Below are 15,573 nucleotides of genomic sequence, written 5' to 3'. Positions count from 1 at the left end.
GCCCCATGATACCCGGCGCCGATGCGCTACCCTTGCCGCCCTCGCCCCGCGCCCTTCTGGAGACGCCCGATGCGCCGCCTGCTGCTTCCCCTGCTGCTGTCCCTCGCCGCCGCTGGCTGCTCGACCGAACCATCCGGCCCGCCGCCCGGCGGCACGCTGACCACCTTCGAGCGGATCGATACCGTGCCAGGCACCGGCGCCGAAGCCATCGCCGGCAGCAAGGTCACGGTGCACTACACCGGCTGGATCTACGACAACCGTACCGAGACCAAGCACGGCAAGACCTTTGACAGCTCCTTCAAGCACGGCGAGCCGTTCACCTTCGCGCTCGGCGCCGGCCAGGTCATCCGCGGCTGGGACGAGGGCGTGGCCGGCATGAAGGTCGGCGGCAAGCGCACGCTGATGATTCCGCCGGACTACGGTTACGGGGACCGCAAGGTCGGCCCGATTCCGGCGGGCTCGTCGCTGGTGTTCGACGTCGAGCTGCTCGATGTCAAACCGTAATGCCGCCATGCCCCATCGGGTCGTCGTCATTGGCGGCGGCCCGGCCGGCCTGTTCGCCGCCGAACGCCTGCGTGCCGCTGGGCTGGAGGTCGACCTGTACGAGACCAAGGGGTCGCCTGGCCGCAAGTTCCTGATCGCCGGCAAGGGCGGCCTCAACCTCACCCATTCCGATCCGCGGCCGTTGTTCGACAGCCGCTACCGCGAGCAGGCCGCTGTGGTCGGCAGCTGGCTGGACGGCTTCGACGCACAGGCACTGCGTGACTGGGCCGCCGGCCTGGGCGTGGAAACCTATGTGGGCAGCTCCGGCCGCGTGTTCCCGGTCGACCGCAAGGCGGCGCCGCTGCTGCGCGGCTGGGTGCGCCGGTTGAAGGAACAGGGCGTGCGCCTGCACGCCAACCACCGTTGGATCGGCTGGAGTGACGACGGCGCCCTGCGCTTTGCCACCGATGCGGGGGAAATCGATGTGCACCCCGATGCCACGGTACTGGCGATGGGCGGCGGTAGCTGGCCGCAGCTGGGCAGTGATGGCGCCTGGGTCGCGCCACTGCAGGCGCGTGGCGTGGACATCGCGCCGCTGCAGTCAGCCAATTGTGGCTTCGACGTGGACTGGACGCCGTTCTTTGCCCAGCGCAATGCCGGCGCACCATTGAAGCCGGTGGTCGCGCACTGGATCGACCTGGCTGGACAACCGCGGTCGCTGCAAGGCGAGTGCGTGGCCAGCGAATATGGCATTGAAGGCAGCCTGGTCTACGCGTTGGCCGCCGACCTGCGCGAGACCATCAACCGCGATGGCCACGCAATGCTGTGGCTGGACCTGGTGCCCGGTCGCGACGAGGCGCGCCTGCTGGCCGACCTGTCACGTCCCCGCAAGGGCCGAAGCTTCGGCGAGCACCTGCGCCGCCAGGCGGGTCTGGATGCGGTGAAGGCCGCTCTCGTGTTCGAGATTCTTGGCAAGGAGGCCGGCAACGACCTGCCGGCTGTGGCCACCACGCTCAAGCGCCTGCCGCTGCGCCTGCTGCGCCCAAGGCCGATGGCCGAGGTGATCAGCACCGCCGGTGGCGTGCGCCTGGATGCGCTGGATGACGGCCTGATGCTGCGGGCCGTTCCTGGCGTGTTCTGCGCCGGTGAAATGCTGGACTGGGAGGCCCCCACCGGCGGCTACCTGCTGACCGCGTGCTACGCCAGTGGCCGGCGTGCCGCCGAAGGCGTGATCGGTTGGTTGGCGGAGCGGTGACGCCTGTGGCGTAGCGTCGAGCCCATGCTCGACGCCACGTCACCACGGCCTGCGCATGCTCACCGAGGCCAACGCCACACCGCTGGGATGTGCATAGGCTTCCTCACGCACGCTGACAAAGCCCTGCCGTTGATAGAACGGCACCGCATTGAGCGAGGCCGACAGCACCACCTCACGCTCACGATCAGCCATCGCCAGCAGGCGCTGCATCAGCGCCTGGCCAATGCCCAGGCCGCCATGATCCGGATCGACGAACAACGCATCGACTTCATTGGCATCGACATCAAAGACGCCGAAGCCGAGCAGGCCACCCTGCCCGTCCTCGGCCACCACGCAACCGCCCTGCCCCAGCAGCCGCGCGTACTGCGCGGGCGGCGGCGACGCCGACCAGGGCGCAATGACCGCGGGTGGGTAATGGCTGCTGCAGGTCTCGCGCACGCAACGCGTGCGCAACGCCCACAGCATGGCCACGTCATCCATGGTGCCGGTCCTGAACTGCATGACATCTCCTCGTAGAGCCGAGCCCATGCTCGGCTGTTCTTCGTTCCGACCTCGCGATGAGAACAGCAGCCGAGCATGGGCTCGGCTCTACAACATCACGCTACCGCGACTTGCTGGCGCGCAGAGCCTGGATCTTCGGCGGCGGCTGGAACGAGTCGCTGCGCGCATCGGCCCAGAAGGCATGGAATACCGCATGGTCGGGCACCTTGTGCAGCAGCTCGCCCGGTTCCAGGTAGCGGTAAAGCGACGCCAGCGAACGGATTTCCACCGGCGACACGCGACGCAGGATGTGCTCCGGCCCCAGCTCGGCCGGATCGTTCAGGCCAGCCGCGCACAACAGTTCCTTCAAGGCATGCAGTGTGTGCTCGTGATAGCTGTACACACGGGTGGCCTTGTCCGGTGCATCCAGATGCTTCCAGCGCGCAGGGTCCTGGGTCGCGATGCCGGTCGGGCATTTGTCGGTGTGGCAGCTCAACGACTGGATGCAGCCCAGCGCGAACATGAAGCCTCGGCCGGCATTGCACCAGTCGGCACCCAGCGCGATGGTGCGCGCGATGTCGAACGCACTGGTGATCTTGCCAGCGGCGCCGATGCGGATGCGCTCGCGCAGGTCCAGGCCGACCAGGGTGTTGTGCACCAGCAGCAGTGCTTCATGCATCGGTACGCCGACATGGTCGACGAATTCAGCCGGTGCCGCGCCGGTGCCTCCCTCGGCACCATCGACCACGATGAAGTCCGGCAGCAGCCCGGTTTCCTGCATCGCCTTGGCGATGCCGAACCATTCCCAGGGGTGTCCGATGGCCAGCTTGAAACCGACCGGCTTGCCACCGGACAGCTCGCGCAGCCGGGCCACGAACTGCAACAGTTCGACCGGCGTCGAGAATGCCGAGTGACGCGACGGCGATACGCAGTCCACGCCCATCGGAACACCACGGGTCACCGATATTTCGGCGGTCACCTTTGGTGCCGGCAGCACGCCGCCGTGGCCCGGCTTGGCACCCTGCGACAGCTTGATCTCGATCATCTTGACCTGGTCGTGGGTAGCGTTGGCGACGAAGCGCTCTTCGCTGAAACCACCCTTCCCGTCACGGCAGCCGAAGTAGCCCGAGCCGATTTCCCAGACCAGATCGCCGCCCATCTCGCGGTGGTAGGGCGAAATCGAACCTTCGCCGGTGTCGTGGTAGAAGCCACCGCGCCGCGCACCTTCGTTCAGTGCGCGGATCGCGTTGGCCGAGAGCGAACCGAAGCTCATCGCCGAGATGTTGAACACGCTGGCCGAATAAGGCTTGGCGCAGTTCGGCCCAATCAGCACGCGGAAATCATGCTTGGCGATGGAGGTGGGAGCCAGCGAATGGTTGATCCACTCGTAATCCACCGCATAGGTACTGCGCAGGGTACCGAACGGCACCGTGTCCATTTCGTTCTTTGCGCGCTGGTAGATCAGCGCACGCTGCTGGCGCGAGAACGGCACGTCCTCCAGGTCGCTCTGCACGAAGTACTGGCGGATTTCCGGGCCGATTGATTCCAGGCCATAGCGGAAATGCGCCATCACCGGATAGTTGCGGCGCAGCGTGCTGCGCTTCTGCAGCAGATCCCAGGTCCCCAGCGCCACCATCGCGGCAGTCAGGCCGACGCCCCAGTACCAGGCCGGCCAGATCGTGGCCAACCACAGGCAGATGGGAAACATCAGGATGGCGAGCAGGTAGACGATATACCGGTGCATGGCGTTCCTTGGTTGCAACTGCCTGCGAGTCTACCGCGCCGGCCATCACCGGCGTTTACAGGCGACCGTCAACCACGTTGCGCGGCCAGGCCGATTTCACGTCGTAGACGATGCCGCCGGGCGCCAGCAGCGCCTGGATTGCGGCGTCATCCATGGCTTTGAATCGGGCATGGGCCACTGCCAGAACTACGGCGTCGTAACTCCCCGCCACCGGCTCGGCCAGCCAGTGCACGCCCGCGTCAGCCAATGCCGCCGGGCCGACCCACGGGTCGCTGACCTCCACCTGTGCGCCGGCATCACGCAGGCGCTGCGCCAGTTCCAGCGCGCGGCTGTTGCGCAGGTCCGGGCAATCCTCCTTGAAGGTCACGCCCAGCACCAGGATACGCGACTGCGCAGGTGCGCGGCCACGTTCGGCCAGCATTGCCAGCACACGCGACGCCACGTGCTCACCGACGCGGTTGTTGACCTGCCGCGCGGTGTGGATCAGGTCCGGGTGGTAACCCACGCTCTCGGACTTGTGCAGCAGGTAGTACGGGTCCACGCCGATGCAGTGGCCGCCAACCAGGCCCGGCCGGAATGGCAGGAAGTTCCACTTGCTGCCGGCGGCGTCGAGCACATCCTGGGTGTCGATGCCGAGCCGGTCGAAGATCAGCGCCAGCTCATTGACCAGCGCGATGTTGACGTCACGCTGGATGTTCTCCACCACCTTGGCCGCTTCGGCCACACGCATCGACGGCGCCGGGAAGGTACCGGCGGCGATGATGCGCTGGTACAGGCCATCAATCACCGCAGCCACTTCCGGTGTCGACCCCGAGGTGATCTTGCGGATATCGGCCAGGCGCCGCTGGCGGTCGCCGGGGCTGACCCGCTCCGGGCTGTAACCACAGTAGAAGTCTTCGTTGAAGCGCAGCCCGGAAAGCTGCTCCAGCAGCGGCACGCAGACCTCTTCGGTGGTGCCGGGGTACACCGTGGATTCGTAGATCACCAGGTCACCCGCACGCAGGTGGCTGGCGATCAGCCGCGTCGCCGAACGCAGCGGCTCCAGATCGGGCTGCTCATAGGCATCGATCGGGGTCGGCACGGTAACGATGTAGACATTGCAGGCATCGAGCAAAGCCGGATCGCTGCCGTACTGCAACTGCTGCGCACTGGCCAGCTCATCGGCCTCCATTTCCAGCGTATGGTCCTGGCCGTCGCGGAGCTCGGCGATGCGATCAGCATCGATGTCGAAGCCGAGCGTCGGCCAGTGCCGGCCGAAGGCCACCGCCAGTGGCAGGCCCACGTAGCCCAGCCCGATCACCGCGAAGCGCGGCGACGCTGCTGCCGCAAGCGGCGCGCTCAACGCCGCATCCCATGCAACGGCTGAAATCGCATGCGTACTGCCATGGGCATGGCCGACCTACTCATTCGCTTTGCCACTCCGGGAAGATCCATGCCAGAAAGGCTACAGCCTAACGGCCCGGGTGCCCGGCCGCCAAGGTGGGGTCAGGAACCCAGTGCGACCGCGGCCGGCTCCAGTTCGCCATCGGCGCCGGTCCAGGCCTGCAGCAGGCGCTCGAAGCCACCGCCGCCAAGCACGAAGCCCGCCCATGAGGCGTCGACGATCTGTACCAGCAGTTCTGTATCAATGCGCCGGGTCCCCATCGACCAGCGCGGGAATGCCCGCTGCGCCACCGGCGCGCGGCACAGCACCTTCAGTTGTCCATGGCTGCGCGCATTGGCGATGCGCTGGTACACCGAATCGATGCCATCCTCCGGGCCTTCCAGGTACTGCAGGAAACGGCTGCCATCGAACATCAGCACACCCGTGACACCGGCTACTCGGTTGAATGCCGTGGCATCGGCCAGCAGGCGGTCAAGATCGGTTGTCTGCAGGTCGGCGCGGGCCTCGCTGGCATAGGCAATCGCGTGCAGCGACATCGGGTGGCTCCCCCCCTGGGAACGAGGCTTTGGACTATGACATGAATGGGAGCGACAGTTAAGCACACCGCCGCTCCACTGCAATCCGGTCGGGATTCTGCAGCTGGGCTACAATCGGCGCCGCGCTGCAGGCCCGGATGGCGAAACTGGTAGACGCATCGGACTTAAAATCCGCCGGGGGCAACCCCATGCCGGTTCGATTCCGGCTCCGGGCACCATCGCACTTTTCACGACGAACGTCAGATCGCACGCGAGTAGCGCGGCTGCTCGCAGGCGGCACGCAGGTACGGGTCGAAGCACATCGCCAGCAGCCGCAGCAACGGCCGTCCAGGCTCGCTGGCGCGCACTACGCCGTCACGGTACTCGGCGAGGCCGTCTTCCTGCAGCCGCTGCACCGAACGCAGGTCTTCGGCGAAGTACTGCTCGAAATCCACGCCATGGCGCTGGCCCAGCACCGCACCGTCCACCTCGCCCTGGCACATCAGCTGCTGGATGAGTTCTGCGCGCAGCTGGTCGTCGGCGCTGAGCGCCACGCCGCGCCACACCGGCAACTGACCCTGGTCCACGGCATCCTCCCACGACGGCAGGTCGCGCGGATTCTGGCTGTAGGTGGCACCGATGTGGCTGATCGCACTCACGCCCAGGCCGAGCAGATCGGTGTCGGCGTGGGTGGTATAGCCCATGAAATTGCGATGCAACTGCCCGGCGCGCTGCGCACGTGACAGATCTTCTTCCGGCAATGCGAAGTGATCCATGCCGATGTACTGGTAGCCGGCCGCAGAGAGTTTCTCCACCGCCAGGCCCAGCAGCGCCAGCTTGTCTTCCGGCGAAGGCAAGCGGCGTTCGTCGATCTGCTTCTGTGCGCGGAAAAGATGCGGCAGGTGTGCGTAGCCGTACACCGCCAGGCGATCCGGGCGCAATGCCAGCACCCGTTCCAGGGTGCGGCCAAACCCTTCCAGGCTCTGTCCCGGCAGCCCATAGATCAGGTCGACGTTGACCGAACGCATGCCGCTGTCGCGGCAGGCCTGCAGGATGTCCAGCGTCTGCTGCACGCCCTGCACGCGGTTGATCGCTTCCTGTACCTGTGGGTCGAAATCCTGCACGCCCAGGCTGGCGCGGTTGAAGCCCAGCCGCGCCAGCATGGCGACATCGCGGGTATCGATGAAGCGCGGATCGAGTTCGATCGAGAAATCGCGCTGCGGCGAATCGCTGAAATCAAAGCGCCGGCGCAGTCCTTCCACCAGCGTGGTCATCGCCTCGGCCTCGAGGAAGTTCGGCGTGCCCCCGCCCAGGTGCAGCTGGATGACCTCACGGCCGTCCTCGAACTGCGGCGCCAGCAGGTCGGCCTCGGCCAGCACGCGCGCGACGTAGCTGTGGCCACGGCCGCGGTCGCGGGTGATCACCCGGTTGCAGCCGCAGTAGAAGCAGGGGCTGGAGCAGAACGGCACATGCACGTACAGCGACAGCGCGCGGGCCAGCTGGTTGCTGTCGGCGATTGCCCGGCGCAGTGCCGGCGCATCGAAGCCATCGTGGAAATGAGGCGCGGTCGGATACGAGGTGTAGCGCGGCCCGGGCCGGTCATGCCGGCGCAGCAGGTCGGGGTCGAAGGTCCAGGCAAGACCGCCGGCGGCGGGAGAGAACGTGTCCATGCCGCCAGCATCGCGCCGGGCGTACCCGACCGCCTTGACCCAGATCAATCGCGGGCGGGGATTCCCAGCACCGGCAGGCCGACCTGCGGCCAGCGCAGCATCTGGTAGCGCTTCCAGAAGGTGTCACCGATGCGCGCGGCGACGTCGTCGGCCAGCGCCTGCATGGGCGGGTTGCCGCACTCGGCGGTGGTGATCCGGAACAGCACCAGCCAGCGGTCGAACAGGTCCTTGTCCAGCTCGATGGCCATGTGCTTGGACATCGGCGAGCCCTTGAAGCGGCGCGTACCGCGCAGCATTGCCGACCAGAAATCGACCAGCTGCGCCAGGTGTTCCGGCCAGTCGCGGACGTGTGCCTCGAACACAGGCCCCAACCGCTCTTCCTCGCGCACGCGCGCATAGAAATCGTGGACCAGGCGGGTCACTTCCTGCTCGGTGCACAGCCCGGGCGAGGCGACGGGCAGCACAGGTGGCGATATTGCGTTCATCGGGTACCCAAAGCTTGCCGGCAGTGTGCCGTAGCTGGCCGGCACCGCCGTTGATCCAGATCAATGTCGGCGCAGTCCGCTGCACCTAGGCTGGCACGCGTGCAGGAAGCATGCCCTGCGGATGCTGCGCCAGCCTCGGCGGAGTATACGCGCCGCCCTCATTCCGATCCGGGACAGCATGAACAGACCCTCTCCCAGCCGCCGCCAGCAGCTGATCCAGCACTGGGGCGCCATCCTCTGGCCCAGCTTCATCGCTGCAGGCCTGGCCAGCGTGGTGTTCTTCGCCTTTGTCGACCCGCTGCGTCTGCAGGCGATCAGCTTTCCGGGTACGGCGATCAGCCGCGAACTGGGCTATACGGCAGGATTCTTCATGTTCTGGTCGGTGACCACACTGTCCAGCGCGGTCACCTGGTACCTGCAGCGACCGATGCCAAGCGACGACGACGACGAGCTGCCGCTGGGATGAGTACGCCCTGCACCGGAATCCCACGCCGCTGGCATTGGCGCGCCGCGCTCAGCATGCTCTTGCTGGCGTTGTTCTATGCCCTGCCGTGGCTGCGCTGGAATGGGCGGCAGGCCCTGCTGCTGGACATCAACGCACGGCGCTTTGACCTGTTTGGCTGGACATTGTGGCCCAGCGATGTCGGCGTGCTGATCGGGTTGCTGGCGGTGCTGGCGGTGGGCCTCGCGCTGCTCACCCACCTCGCCGGCCGCATCTGGTGCGGCCACGCCTGCCCGCAGACGCTATGGCGCCGCGCCTTCGACTGGATTGCGCGCGCCATGGCCCGGGCTTTGCCAGCGCCCGTCGTGGGCCCTGCCACCCAGCTGGCATGGGGGCTGCTGTCGCTGTGGACCGGCATCACGTTCGTCGGTCTGTTCAGCCCGATCGAAGAACTGGTGGCCGCCGCGCCGCATGCCGGCTGGAGCGGCTGGGAAACGTTCTGGGTGCTGTTCTATGCCGCCGCCACCTGGGGCAATGCCGGCTTCCTGCGCGAGCAGGTGTGCCGTTCGCTGTGCCCGTTCGCGCGCCTGCAGCCGCTGCTGACCGATCCGCATACACCGCGCATGTTGTACGACGCGCGCCGCGGCGAACCGCGCGGCATGCGTCCGTCGGGGCTGGGGGGCGTGCTCGGACGCGGCCGTGGCCTGCTCGACCCGACCACCGCGCAGGACTACGTGTTCCGCGCTGCACACCCGCTGCTGGCCGGACCGATGCCCACCTTCAGCGCCGACCGCCTGGGCGACTGCACCGATTGCGCTGCCTGTGTCAGCGCCTGCCCGATGCAACTGGATATCCGCCAGGGACCTCAGGCCGATTGCCTGGCCTGCGGCGCCTGCCTGGAGGCCTGCTCGCAGCAGCAGCACCAGGCCGGTTTCGGCCCGGGGCTGGTGCGCTACTGCAGTCCGCAGGCCATGGCCGGGCAACCGCGGCAATGGTGGCGACCGCGGACCCTGGCACTGCTGTCGATGCTGCTGGCGCTGTTGGCCTGCGGCGCCTGGCGCCTGCTTTGAATCAACGGATCAACGCGGCCCGTTGGCGTGCGGCGGCACCAGCTGCGCACGTCGGACGATGCCCAGCTGCTCGATGATCAGCGCCATTTCATTGGTGACTTCGGTACGCTCGGTCCCCTGCGGGACCAGGCGGTCCAGCACCTGCTGGTAGGTATCCCAGAACGCCGGACCGCATCCGTGTTTGTGATAACTGGCTTCCAGTTCGCGGCGTACCCGTTCAGCCAAGCCATGCATGCCGTATTCCATACGACCTCCGTTGGACTTGTTCTGCATCGTTGACGGTCTACCGACTCACTTGCGAGCTACTGAAAGACTCCCGGGCTTCACGTCCGATTGATCCCAATTAGTCACAGATTTCACGACAGGTCAATTACATACCGCGACTTTCGTGATCGAAATTATTAATCGTTCACGAAACCACATACGGGGAGACGGGGTGCCCGGATGGGTCGGACCCGACACGCTGCCCCGATTTCCCGGCCCCGCTTTGGTAGGCGCCATCGATGGGCCAGCCCCGTTCCATCGAAGTTTCCAATGTTGCTAAGCATACTTAGCAAATACTGTTTAGAGTGCTATATGCGACAAAAGGCGGCGTAGTTGGGGCTTACTCGCCCTGCGTAGCCTCAGTCGCGGGGAACAGGTTGGGATAGCGCTGATGCAGGATGTATTGGCGTAGCGCAGGAATCGGGAAGTTCTTGGGCCATTGCGACACGGCAGATCGGCTTATGCCAAAAAAGCGCGCCAGTTCGGCATCGGTCCGGAAACCCAGCCGGGCGCGTACCTGCCCCTTGCTCCAGAATTCGGTCACGGTCGGTCCTTCTGTTAACCAGACTTATTCTTGGAACAAGGGAACTTTGCGATCCACGCGTTAAGCTGGCTTGCATAGATGAATACTCTCGGCCAACGACTCGCCATTGCCATGAAGAAAGCCGGGCACCCTCGCCCGGCCGATCTGGCCCGCGCCGCCGATTCGACGACGGCAACCATCAGCAACTGGCTCAACGACCATGTCAGCCCCGCCCATGTGAAGGCCGAACAGCTGTTCCGCATCGCCGATGCGGCCAAACTGGACGCGCGTGAACTGCTGTACGGCGTGAGCGGGCTTGGCGTCGGTGAGCGGGGCAATACCTATATCCCCAGCCAGGCCCACCTGGATGTCTGGCAGGACGCCTACGAACTGGTCAGCCATCTGGTGGAGGAGAAGGGATTGCAGATCGACCATCGCCGCCACGCGGCCCTGGACCTGCTGGCCTTCGAACTGCTGATGGACGGCTTCAGCCGCAGCAAGGTCATCCGGGTGCTGACGACCTCGATGACGTGAATGCACTACCACTGGTAGCATGGTCGCGGATGGGGATGGGGCTCCCCCGATAACCGCCCGAAAGGGCTGATGGCTCCTGCCAGGACGAACCGGTCTTCGTCGATGGCGGGCCGTGCCTGCCGTCGGCGTTCGCCATCGAATCAGCGAACCCCCAACCGAGGCACGTGATGCACGCATTGAACAATTATCTGCTGGTCTTCATCGGCGGCGGGCTCGGCGCCTGCCTTCGCCATGCCTGCAACCTGATCGGTACGCGGGTAGCGGTCGGCAGCCCGTGGCCGTGGTCGACCTTCCTGATCAACATCAGCGGTGCACTGCTGATGGGCGCGCTGGTCGAAGCCTTCGCCCTGCGCAATGGCGCCTCGCCGCAGTTGCGCCTTCTGCTGGCCACCGGCGTCCTCGGCGGCTACACCACATTTTCCACCTACGCGCTGGAAATCGGTCTGCTGCTGCAGCGCGGCCAGCATGGCCTGGCAGCGTTGTACGCCGGCGGTTCGGTGGCGCTGGGCCTGGTTGGCCTGTTCGGTGGCATGAAACTGGCCCGGCTGGTGCTGGGCTGAGGCTCAGCCCGCGCCGGCGCGGGCCTGTCCGCGCCACTCCCGCGGCGACTGTCCGGTATGTGCCTTGAATGCACGCGACAGTGCGGCTTCGCTGCCATAGCCGACGTCGTCAGCGATCCGCTTCAATGGGCGCCCCTGGCGCAGCGCCTGCTGCGCCAGGCCCACCCGCCAGCCCTGCAGGTACTGGCCCGGGGTAGTGCCCATCGCCTCACGGAAACTGGCAGCAAAGACGCTGCGTGACATGCCGGCGACCTCGGCCAGGTCTTCCAGGGTCCAGGACTGTGCGGGCGCCTCATGCATCGCCACCAGCGCCAGCCGCAGCCGCGGATGCCCCAGCCCGGCAAACAGGCCACCACGCATCTCGCCCCCTTCCATCAGCTGCCGCAGCACCTGGATCATCACCACCTCGAACAGCCGGTTGACCATCGCCGCACGCCCGCAGCGCTGCTCGAAGGCTTCTTCGAACAGCAGCTCCAGCGCTGCGTTGCCGCTGTACAGATCGGCCAGCGGCAGGCAGATGAAATCGGGCAACGCCGCGCTGATCGGGTTGAGCCGCCCGCCCTCGAAATGCAGATTGGCGCAGGCCATGTCGGCGCCATGCTGCGGATCGGTGCTGAATCGATGCGGCATCGGCCGTGGGTACAGCAGCAGGCTCGGCACCTCGACCTGGACGATCTGCTGGCCATGGCTGACCTGCAGCGGGCCACGTCGCACCAGATGCAGCTGCCCGGCGTCATCCTCGCCCGCCAGCGTGTTGATGCCGCACAACGCGCCAGCATGGAACACCGAGGCGGTAACCGCAAAGCGTTCAAGCAGAATGGCAAGACGGTCGACCATGACGGGACCCTGGGTAAAGTAGAAAGAGATCAAGGCGACACATCGTATCGGAATCACCCCCTTAGCGGACGTGATCAACTCTGGGAGCGGGCGCCCCCCAGCCCGCCCTTCCTGCGGCAGTGCAGCGCGCGCAACATTTCGCTGGCATCTATGCTCGGGGTCATTCCCGCATGGAATGACCCCGATGCCCGCCCTGCTTCGATGCGCCCTCGCCCTCGGCCTGCTGCTGCCTTCGACGACCTTGCTGGCGTCAGCGCCAACGGCGGCACGCACGCTGAGCGGCGAGCTGCAGGGCGCGCCGTGGCGCCTGGACGTGCCGGCCGACTGGAACGGTGACCTGGTGATGCTGGCGCACGGCTACGAGCCGGTAGGCATGCCACGTGCTACGCCGATGGCTGCCAATGACGGCACCGCGCCATTGCTGGCTGCAGGCTACGCCGTCGCGCAGAGCGCCTATGCCAGTCAGGGCTGGGCGGTGGCCGATGCGATCACCGACATGGAACGCCTGCGCCGACATGCAGTGGCTGAACTCAAGCACGTGCGCCATATCTGGATGCTGGGATTTTCGATGGGCGGCGCCGTGACCCTCGCCAGCCTCGAACGGTTCCCGCAACACTACGCTGGTGGCGTGTCGCTATGCGGCGCCAATCTCAGTGGCGAACAGATCGCGAGTGATCTGCTGACCACGCTGGTCGCTTTCGATTACTTCTTTGCCAAGGCCGAAGGCCTGCCGGCTGCGGGACTGGTCTCACGCGACGCGGCTGCGCTGCCACAGGGCGAACTGTACCAGGGCATCTCCAATGCGCTGCAACGCAGCCCCTCGCATGCCGCGTTGCTGGCACAGCGGCTGCAGGTGTCCGCTGATGCACTGGCCGGCACGATCAGCCTGCATGCACTGGTCCTGCACGAACTGGCCACGCGCAGTGGCGGCATGCCGGTGGGCAACAGAGGTGTGGCTTACAGCGGCTTCGGTGACGACATGGCGTTCAATGCCGGCGTGCAACGTATCGATGCCGTGCCTGCCGCGCAGGCCGCTGTCCGCAGGGAGCTGGCATTGAGCGGTGCGTTGAGGCGACCACTGGTGATCCAGTTCAACAACAACGACCCGACGATCGTGCCGCGCATGCAGACGGTGTATCCGCAGACGGCCGCACGGGCCGGCGCCCGTCCGCTGCCACAGGTGCTGCCGCCCGTTGGCGAAGGCCATTGTGGCTTCTCCGGCGCGCAGATCATCGAGGCGTTGAAGGCCGCGCAGCGTTGAGCAATCGCGGCCCACGCGCAGGTCAGCCGCCCAGCGTGCCCATCGTGAAGGTGTAGCCCGAGCTCATCAGGAATTCGCGCATGCGCATTTCCGCGCGCCGTGGTGAGGCCAGGTTGGCCGGCGCGTACAGGGCATACACCAGGCCCGACCCTTCGATATGCTCGCGGCGCACCCCGCAGCGGGCGGTTTCCGAGGCGATGACCCATCCGTCCTTCAGCCGATCCGGGCCAATGGATTGCCCGTTCTTCAAGCGGAAGGTCAACCAGCGCACATCTGCCGTGACTTTGCTCATTTCCGTTTCGCTCCGTGGCTGGAACGACGCGTGATGTCCTTGCTCGCCATTGCGGCTCCCTGAGACGTGGAACTCGACCATAGCGCCTTTCCATGTCGTGGCCGGCTGAGACTGGCGACCGGGGCGCGGCGAACGGCTGCAGGTGAAGCAGCGCGGCGTCGGAAATGGCGGCCGCAAGGAGCGCCCTGCCGGCGCAGTTCACAGGCAGGGAACCCGACTCACGCAGCGCAGTCGCTGCCCTGATTCAAGGCGTGCAGCGCATCGGCCAGCGCCTGGATTTCGGCACGCAGGGCCAGCCGCTGCAACCACCGCCCGGGGATTCCGCGCGCACCATGGAATGCGCCCGCCAGCTGCCCCGCAATGGCGGCCGTGGTGTCGGCGTCCTCGCCAAGATTGGCCGCCTCGAGTACGACGGCTTCAAAGGTGTCGTGGCGATCAAAGCACCAGAGTGCAGCTTCCAGACTGTCGGCAACATAGCCATTGCCACGGATCTGCTCACGCGTGGCACCGCGGTAGCCGCCCGCCGCGATCTGCTGCAGCCGCGCGCTCTCGACGGGGACATTGCTGAGATCCAGCACCGCGTCACGGGTGCCACCTGCCAACGCCCGCTCCAGCGCGACCGCCAGCAGGCGGCACGCCTCCAGGCACTCCTGCGCACCGTGCGTGGTTCGCGAACTCAACGCGGCCATGGCCTGCAGGTCGGGAGTCCCGGCGTAGCGCAATGCTACCGGCGCCAAACGCATGATCGAGCCATTGCCAGCGCTGCGTGGGTCGTCACTCCCCGCCAGCGGATGGCCATCCTGCAGGAACCGGTCGATGGCAGCCCGCGTTGCCATACCGATATCGAAGCACTCGCCGGTCGCACTCCAGTACCCATGCCGGTACCAGTTGGCGTAGCGGTTCATCTGATCGTGCACATCGAAGGTGTCACAACGCACCAGGCTCTCGGCCAGGCACATCGCCATGGAGGTATCGTCGGTCCATTGCCCCGGCTGCAGCTGGAACGGCCCACCACCCACCATGTCGGTGATCGGGGTGAAGCTGCCACGAGGCTTGAACTCCAGCGTGGTACCGACGGCATCGCCGCACGCGAGGCCGAGCAAGGCGCCGCGGAAGTGATCAATCTGGTTCATCACGCGAGTGTAGCGCCACCGCATCCGCCATGACTGACCGCCAGCCGCGCAACGATCGTGCGAGCGCGAAAGCGATCGCAGCCAACAAAAAAGCCCTGACCGGAGTCAGGGCTTTTCAATTGGAGGCCTCAAGCGGAATCGAACCGCTGTAAACGGATTTGCAATCCGGTGCATAGCCACTCTGCCATGAGGCCAACGTACTGCGCGCCAGGAACCCAGCCCTGACAAGACAAAACCCCAAGATGGGGCCTGTCGGAACATGGAGCGGGAAACGAGACTCGAACTCGCGACCTCAACCTTGGCAAGGTTGCGCTCTACCAACTGAGCTATTCCCGCGTAAGCCGACATGCTACCGGAAATCCGGAAAACACACCAGCGATTTCACTTTTCTGACTGCGCGTAAAGCCTTGTGGCCCAACGTGCCCTGCCTTGCCGGGGCGGGAGAAAAACAAGGCCCCTACCGGGGCCCTGTAGAATCTGGAGCGGGAAACGAGACTCGAACTCGCGACCTCAACCTTGGCAAGGTTGCGCTCTACCAACTGAGCTATTCCCGCAGATTCTTCGACCTGCGTCGAAGGAGCGCTATTGTGTCCAAATTCCTTCACGCCGTCAACAGTCTTCACATCATGCGGTCACGAGCG

18 protein-coding genes, 4 tRNA genes and 1 riboswitch are annotated in these 15,573 nt (G+C 65.9%); of the genes, 8 read left to right on the top strand and 14 right to left on the bottom strand.

Translation table 11 applies throughout. The features are described from left to right. Window positions 1-69 precede the first annotated feature (69 nt). Together ROV93_RS02540 and ROV93_RS02535 are read left to right on the top strand one after the other, a co-directional pair. Window positions 70-504: an FKBP-type peptidyl-prolyl cis-trans isomerase gene (locus ROV93_RS02540; protein WP_005416011.1), complete on the top strand. Its 435-nt coding sequence runs from the start codon at window positions 70-72 to the stop codon at window positions 502-504. Beyond that, window positions 491-1,738 (top strand): TIGR03862 family flavoprotein, encoded by a 1,248-nt coding sequence (locus ROV93_RS02535; RefSeq protein ID WP_072166703.1) that lies wholly within the window; start codon window positions 491-493, stop codon window positions 1,736-1,738. The genes ROV93_RS02540 and ROV93_RS02535 overlap by 14 nt, the downstream gene beginning before the upstream one ends. A 39-nt stretch (window positions 1,739-1,777) precedes the next feature. Here ROV93_RS02535 and ROV93_RS02530 read toward each other — a convergent pair whose 3' ends face one another. The 4 genes from ROV93_RS02530 to ROV93_RS02515 form a co-directional block, all read right to left on the bottom strand. After that, on the bottom strand, window positions 1,778-2,239 hold the full coding sequence (locus ROV93_RS02530) for a GNAT family N-acetyltransferase (RefSeq protein WP_072166704.1): 462 nt from the start codon (window positions 2,237-2,239) through the stop codon (window positions 1,778-1,780). Between the two features lie 100 nt (window positions 2,240-2,339). Beyond that, complete coding sequence (locus ROV93_RS02525; RefSeq protein ID WP_072166705.1) at window positions 2,340-3,962, bottom strand: FMN-binding glutamate synthase family protein; 1,623 nt, start codon at window positions 3,960-3,962, stop codon at window positions 2,340-2,342. Window positions 3,963-4,017: 55 nt separating this feature from the next. Further along, window positions 4,018-5,304: a nucleotide sugar dehydrogenase gene (locus tag ROV93_RS02520; RefSeq protein ID WP_072166707.1), complete on the bottom strand. Its 1,287-nt coding sequence runs from the start codon at window positions 5,302-5,304 to the stop codon at window positions 4,018-4,020. A 143-nt stretch (window positions 5,305-5,447) separates the two neighbouring features. Next, window positions 5,448-5,882 carry a BLUF domain-containing protein gene (locus ROV93_RS02515; RefSeq protein ID WP_072166709.1) on the bottom strand — a complete coding sequence of 145 codons (435 nt, stop codon included), beginning with the start codon at window positions 5,880-5,882 and terminating at the stop codon, window positions 5,448-5,450. Between the two features lie 131 nt (window positions 5,883-6,013). On the opposite strand from ROV93_RS02515, the gene ROV93_RS02510 reads away from it, so the two are divergent. Next, a tRNA-Leu gene (locus ROV93_RS02510) sits at window positions 6,014-6,100 on the top strand. 21 nt (window positions 6,101-6,121) lie between these two features. Here ROV93_RS02510 and hemN read toward each other — a convergent pair. Then, window positions 6,122-7,531, bottom strand: coding sequence for an oxygen-independent coproporphyrinogen III oxidase (hemN, locus tag ROV93_RS02505; protein ID WP_072166936.1), 1,410 nt, complete (start codon window positions 7,529-7,531; stop codon window positions 6,122-6,124). Between the two features lie 44 nt (window positions 7,532-7,575). Continuing rightward, entirely contained in the window at window positions 7,576-8,016 is a 441-nt protein-coding gene (locus ROV93_RS02500) for a group III truncated hemoglobin (RefSeq protein ID WP_072166937.1), read from the bottom strand. 178 nt (window positions 8,017-8,194) lie between these two features. Here ROV93_RS02500 and ROV93_RS02495 point away from each other — a divergent pair, with 178 nt between their 5' ends. Both ROV93_RS02495 and ROV93_RS02490 read left to right on the top strand, forming a co-directional pair. Then, window positions 8,195-8,482, top strand: a complete 288-nt coding sequence (locus ROV93_RS02495) for a hypothetical protein (RefSeq protein ID WP_072166711.1) — start codon at window positions 8,195-8,197, stop codon at window positions 8,480-8,482. Then, window positions 8,479-9,528, top strand: coding sequence for a 4Fe-4S dicluster domain-containing protein (locus ROV93_RS02490; RefSeq protein WP_072166713.1), 1,050 nt, complete (start codon window positions 8,479-8,481; stop codon window positions 9,526-9,528). Before ROV93_RS02495 ends, ROV93_RS02490 begins: the two co-directional genes overlap by 4 nt. Window positions 9,529-9,537: 9 nt before the next feature. Here the strand turns inward: ROV93_RS02490 and ROV93_RS02485 are convergent, their stop codons facing one another. Beyond that, a complete protein-coding gene (locus ROV93_RS02485) occupies window positions 9,538-9,774 on the bottom strand; it encodes a hypothetical protein (protein ID WP_005416001.1) in 237 nt (78 codons plus the stop codon). A gap of 358 nt (window positions 9,775-10,132) precedes the next feature. Then, entirely contained in the window at window positions 10,133-10,336 is a 204-nt protein-coding gene (locus ROV93_RS02480; RefSeq protein WP_061478465.1) for a hypothetical protein, read from the bottom strand. A gap of 111 nt (window positions 10,337-10,447) precedes the next feature. Between ROV93_RS02480 and ROV93_RS02475 the strand changes: the two genes are divergently transcribed. Continuing rightward, a complete protein-coding gene (locus ROV93_RS02475) occupies window positions 10,448-10,849 on the top strand; it encodes a helix-turn-helix transcriptional regulator (protein WP_061478466.1) in 402 nt (133 codons plus the stop codon). 22 nt (window positions 10,850-10,871) lie between these two features. After that, window positions 10,872-10,935: riboswitch (Fluoride riboswitch) on the top strand. Window positions 10,936-11,016: 81 nt separating this feature from the next. Continuing rightward, window positions 11,017-11,409 carry a fluoride efflux transporter CrcB gene (gene crcB / locus ROV93_RS02470; RefSeq protein ID WP_072166715.1) on the top strand — a complete coding sequence of 131 codons (393 nt, stop codon included), beginning with the start codon at window positions 11,017-11,019 and terminating at the stop codon, window positions 11,407-11,409. Window positions 11,410-11,412: 3 nt separating this feature from the next. On the opposite strand, the gene ROV93_RS02465 is transcribed toward crcB, so the two are convergent. After that, a complete protein-coding gene (locus tag ROV93_RS02465) occupies window positions 11,413-12,246 on the bottom strand; it encodes an AraC family transcriptional regulator (RefSeq protein ID WP_072166717.1) in 834 nt (277 codons plus the stop codon). Window positions 12,247-12,430: 184 nt separating this feature from the next. Between ROV93_RS02465 and ROV93_RS02460 the strand changes: the two genes are divergently transcribed. Further along, window positions 12,431-13,507 carry a hypothetical protein gene (locus tag ROV93_RS02460; protein ID WP_072166719.1) on the top strand — a complete coding sequence of 359 codons (1,077 nt, stop codon included), beginning with the start codon at window positions 12,431-12,433 and terminating at the stop codon, window positions 13,505-13,507. A gap of 22 nt (window positions 13,508-13,529) precedes the next feature. Here the strand turns inward: ROV93_RS02460 and ROV93_RS02455 are convergent, their stop codons facing one another. The 5 genes from ROV93_RS02455 to ROV93_RS02435 all read right to left on the bottom strand — a co-directional run bounded on the left by ROV93_RS02455 (window position 13,530) and on the right by ROV93_RS02435 (window position 15,486). Next, window positions 13,530-13,799, bottom strand: coding sequence for a hypothetical protein (locus ROV93_RS02455; protein WP_005415995.1), 270 nt, complete (start codon window positions 13,797-13,799; stop codon window positions 13,530-13,532). A gap of 218 nt (window positions 13,800-14,017) precedes the next feature. Then, window positions 14,018-14,932, bottom strand: a complete 915-nt coding sequence (locus ROV93_RS02450) for an ADP-ribosylglycohydrolase family protein (protein ID WP_072166721.1) — start codon at window positions 14,930-14,932, stop codon at window positions 14,018-14,020. 120 nt (window positions 14,933-15,052) lie between these two features. Beyond that, window positions 15,053-15,126 (bottom strand) — tRNA-Cys (locus ROV93_RS02445). 66 nt (window positions 15,127-15,192) lie between these two features. Further along, window positions 15,193-15,268: transfer RNA gene (locus ROV93_RS02440), tRNA-Gly, on the bottom strand. A 142-nt stretch (window positions 15,269-15,410) separates the two neighbouring features. Then, a tRNA-Gly gene (locus ROV93_RS02435) sits at window positions 15,411-15,486 on the bottom strand. Between the last annotated feature and the right edge of the window lie 87 nt (window positions 15,487-15,573).

It is taken from the genome of Stenotrophomonas maltophilia group sp. msm4 (assembly GCF_032025605.1).
GTDB lineage: Bacteria > Pseudomonadota > Gammaproteobacteria > Xanthomonadales > Xanthomonadaceae > Stenotrophomonas > Stenotrophomonas sepilia.
This window is presented reverse-complemented; position numbering and strand designations above follow the sequence as displayed.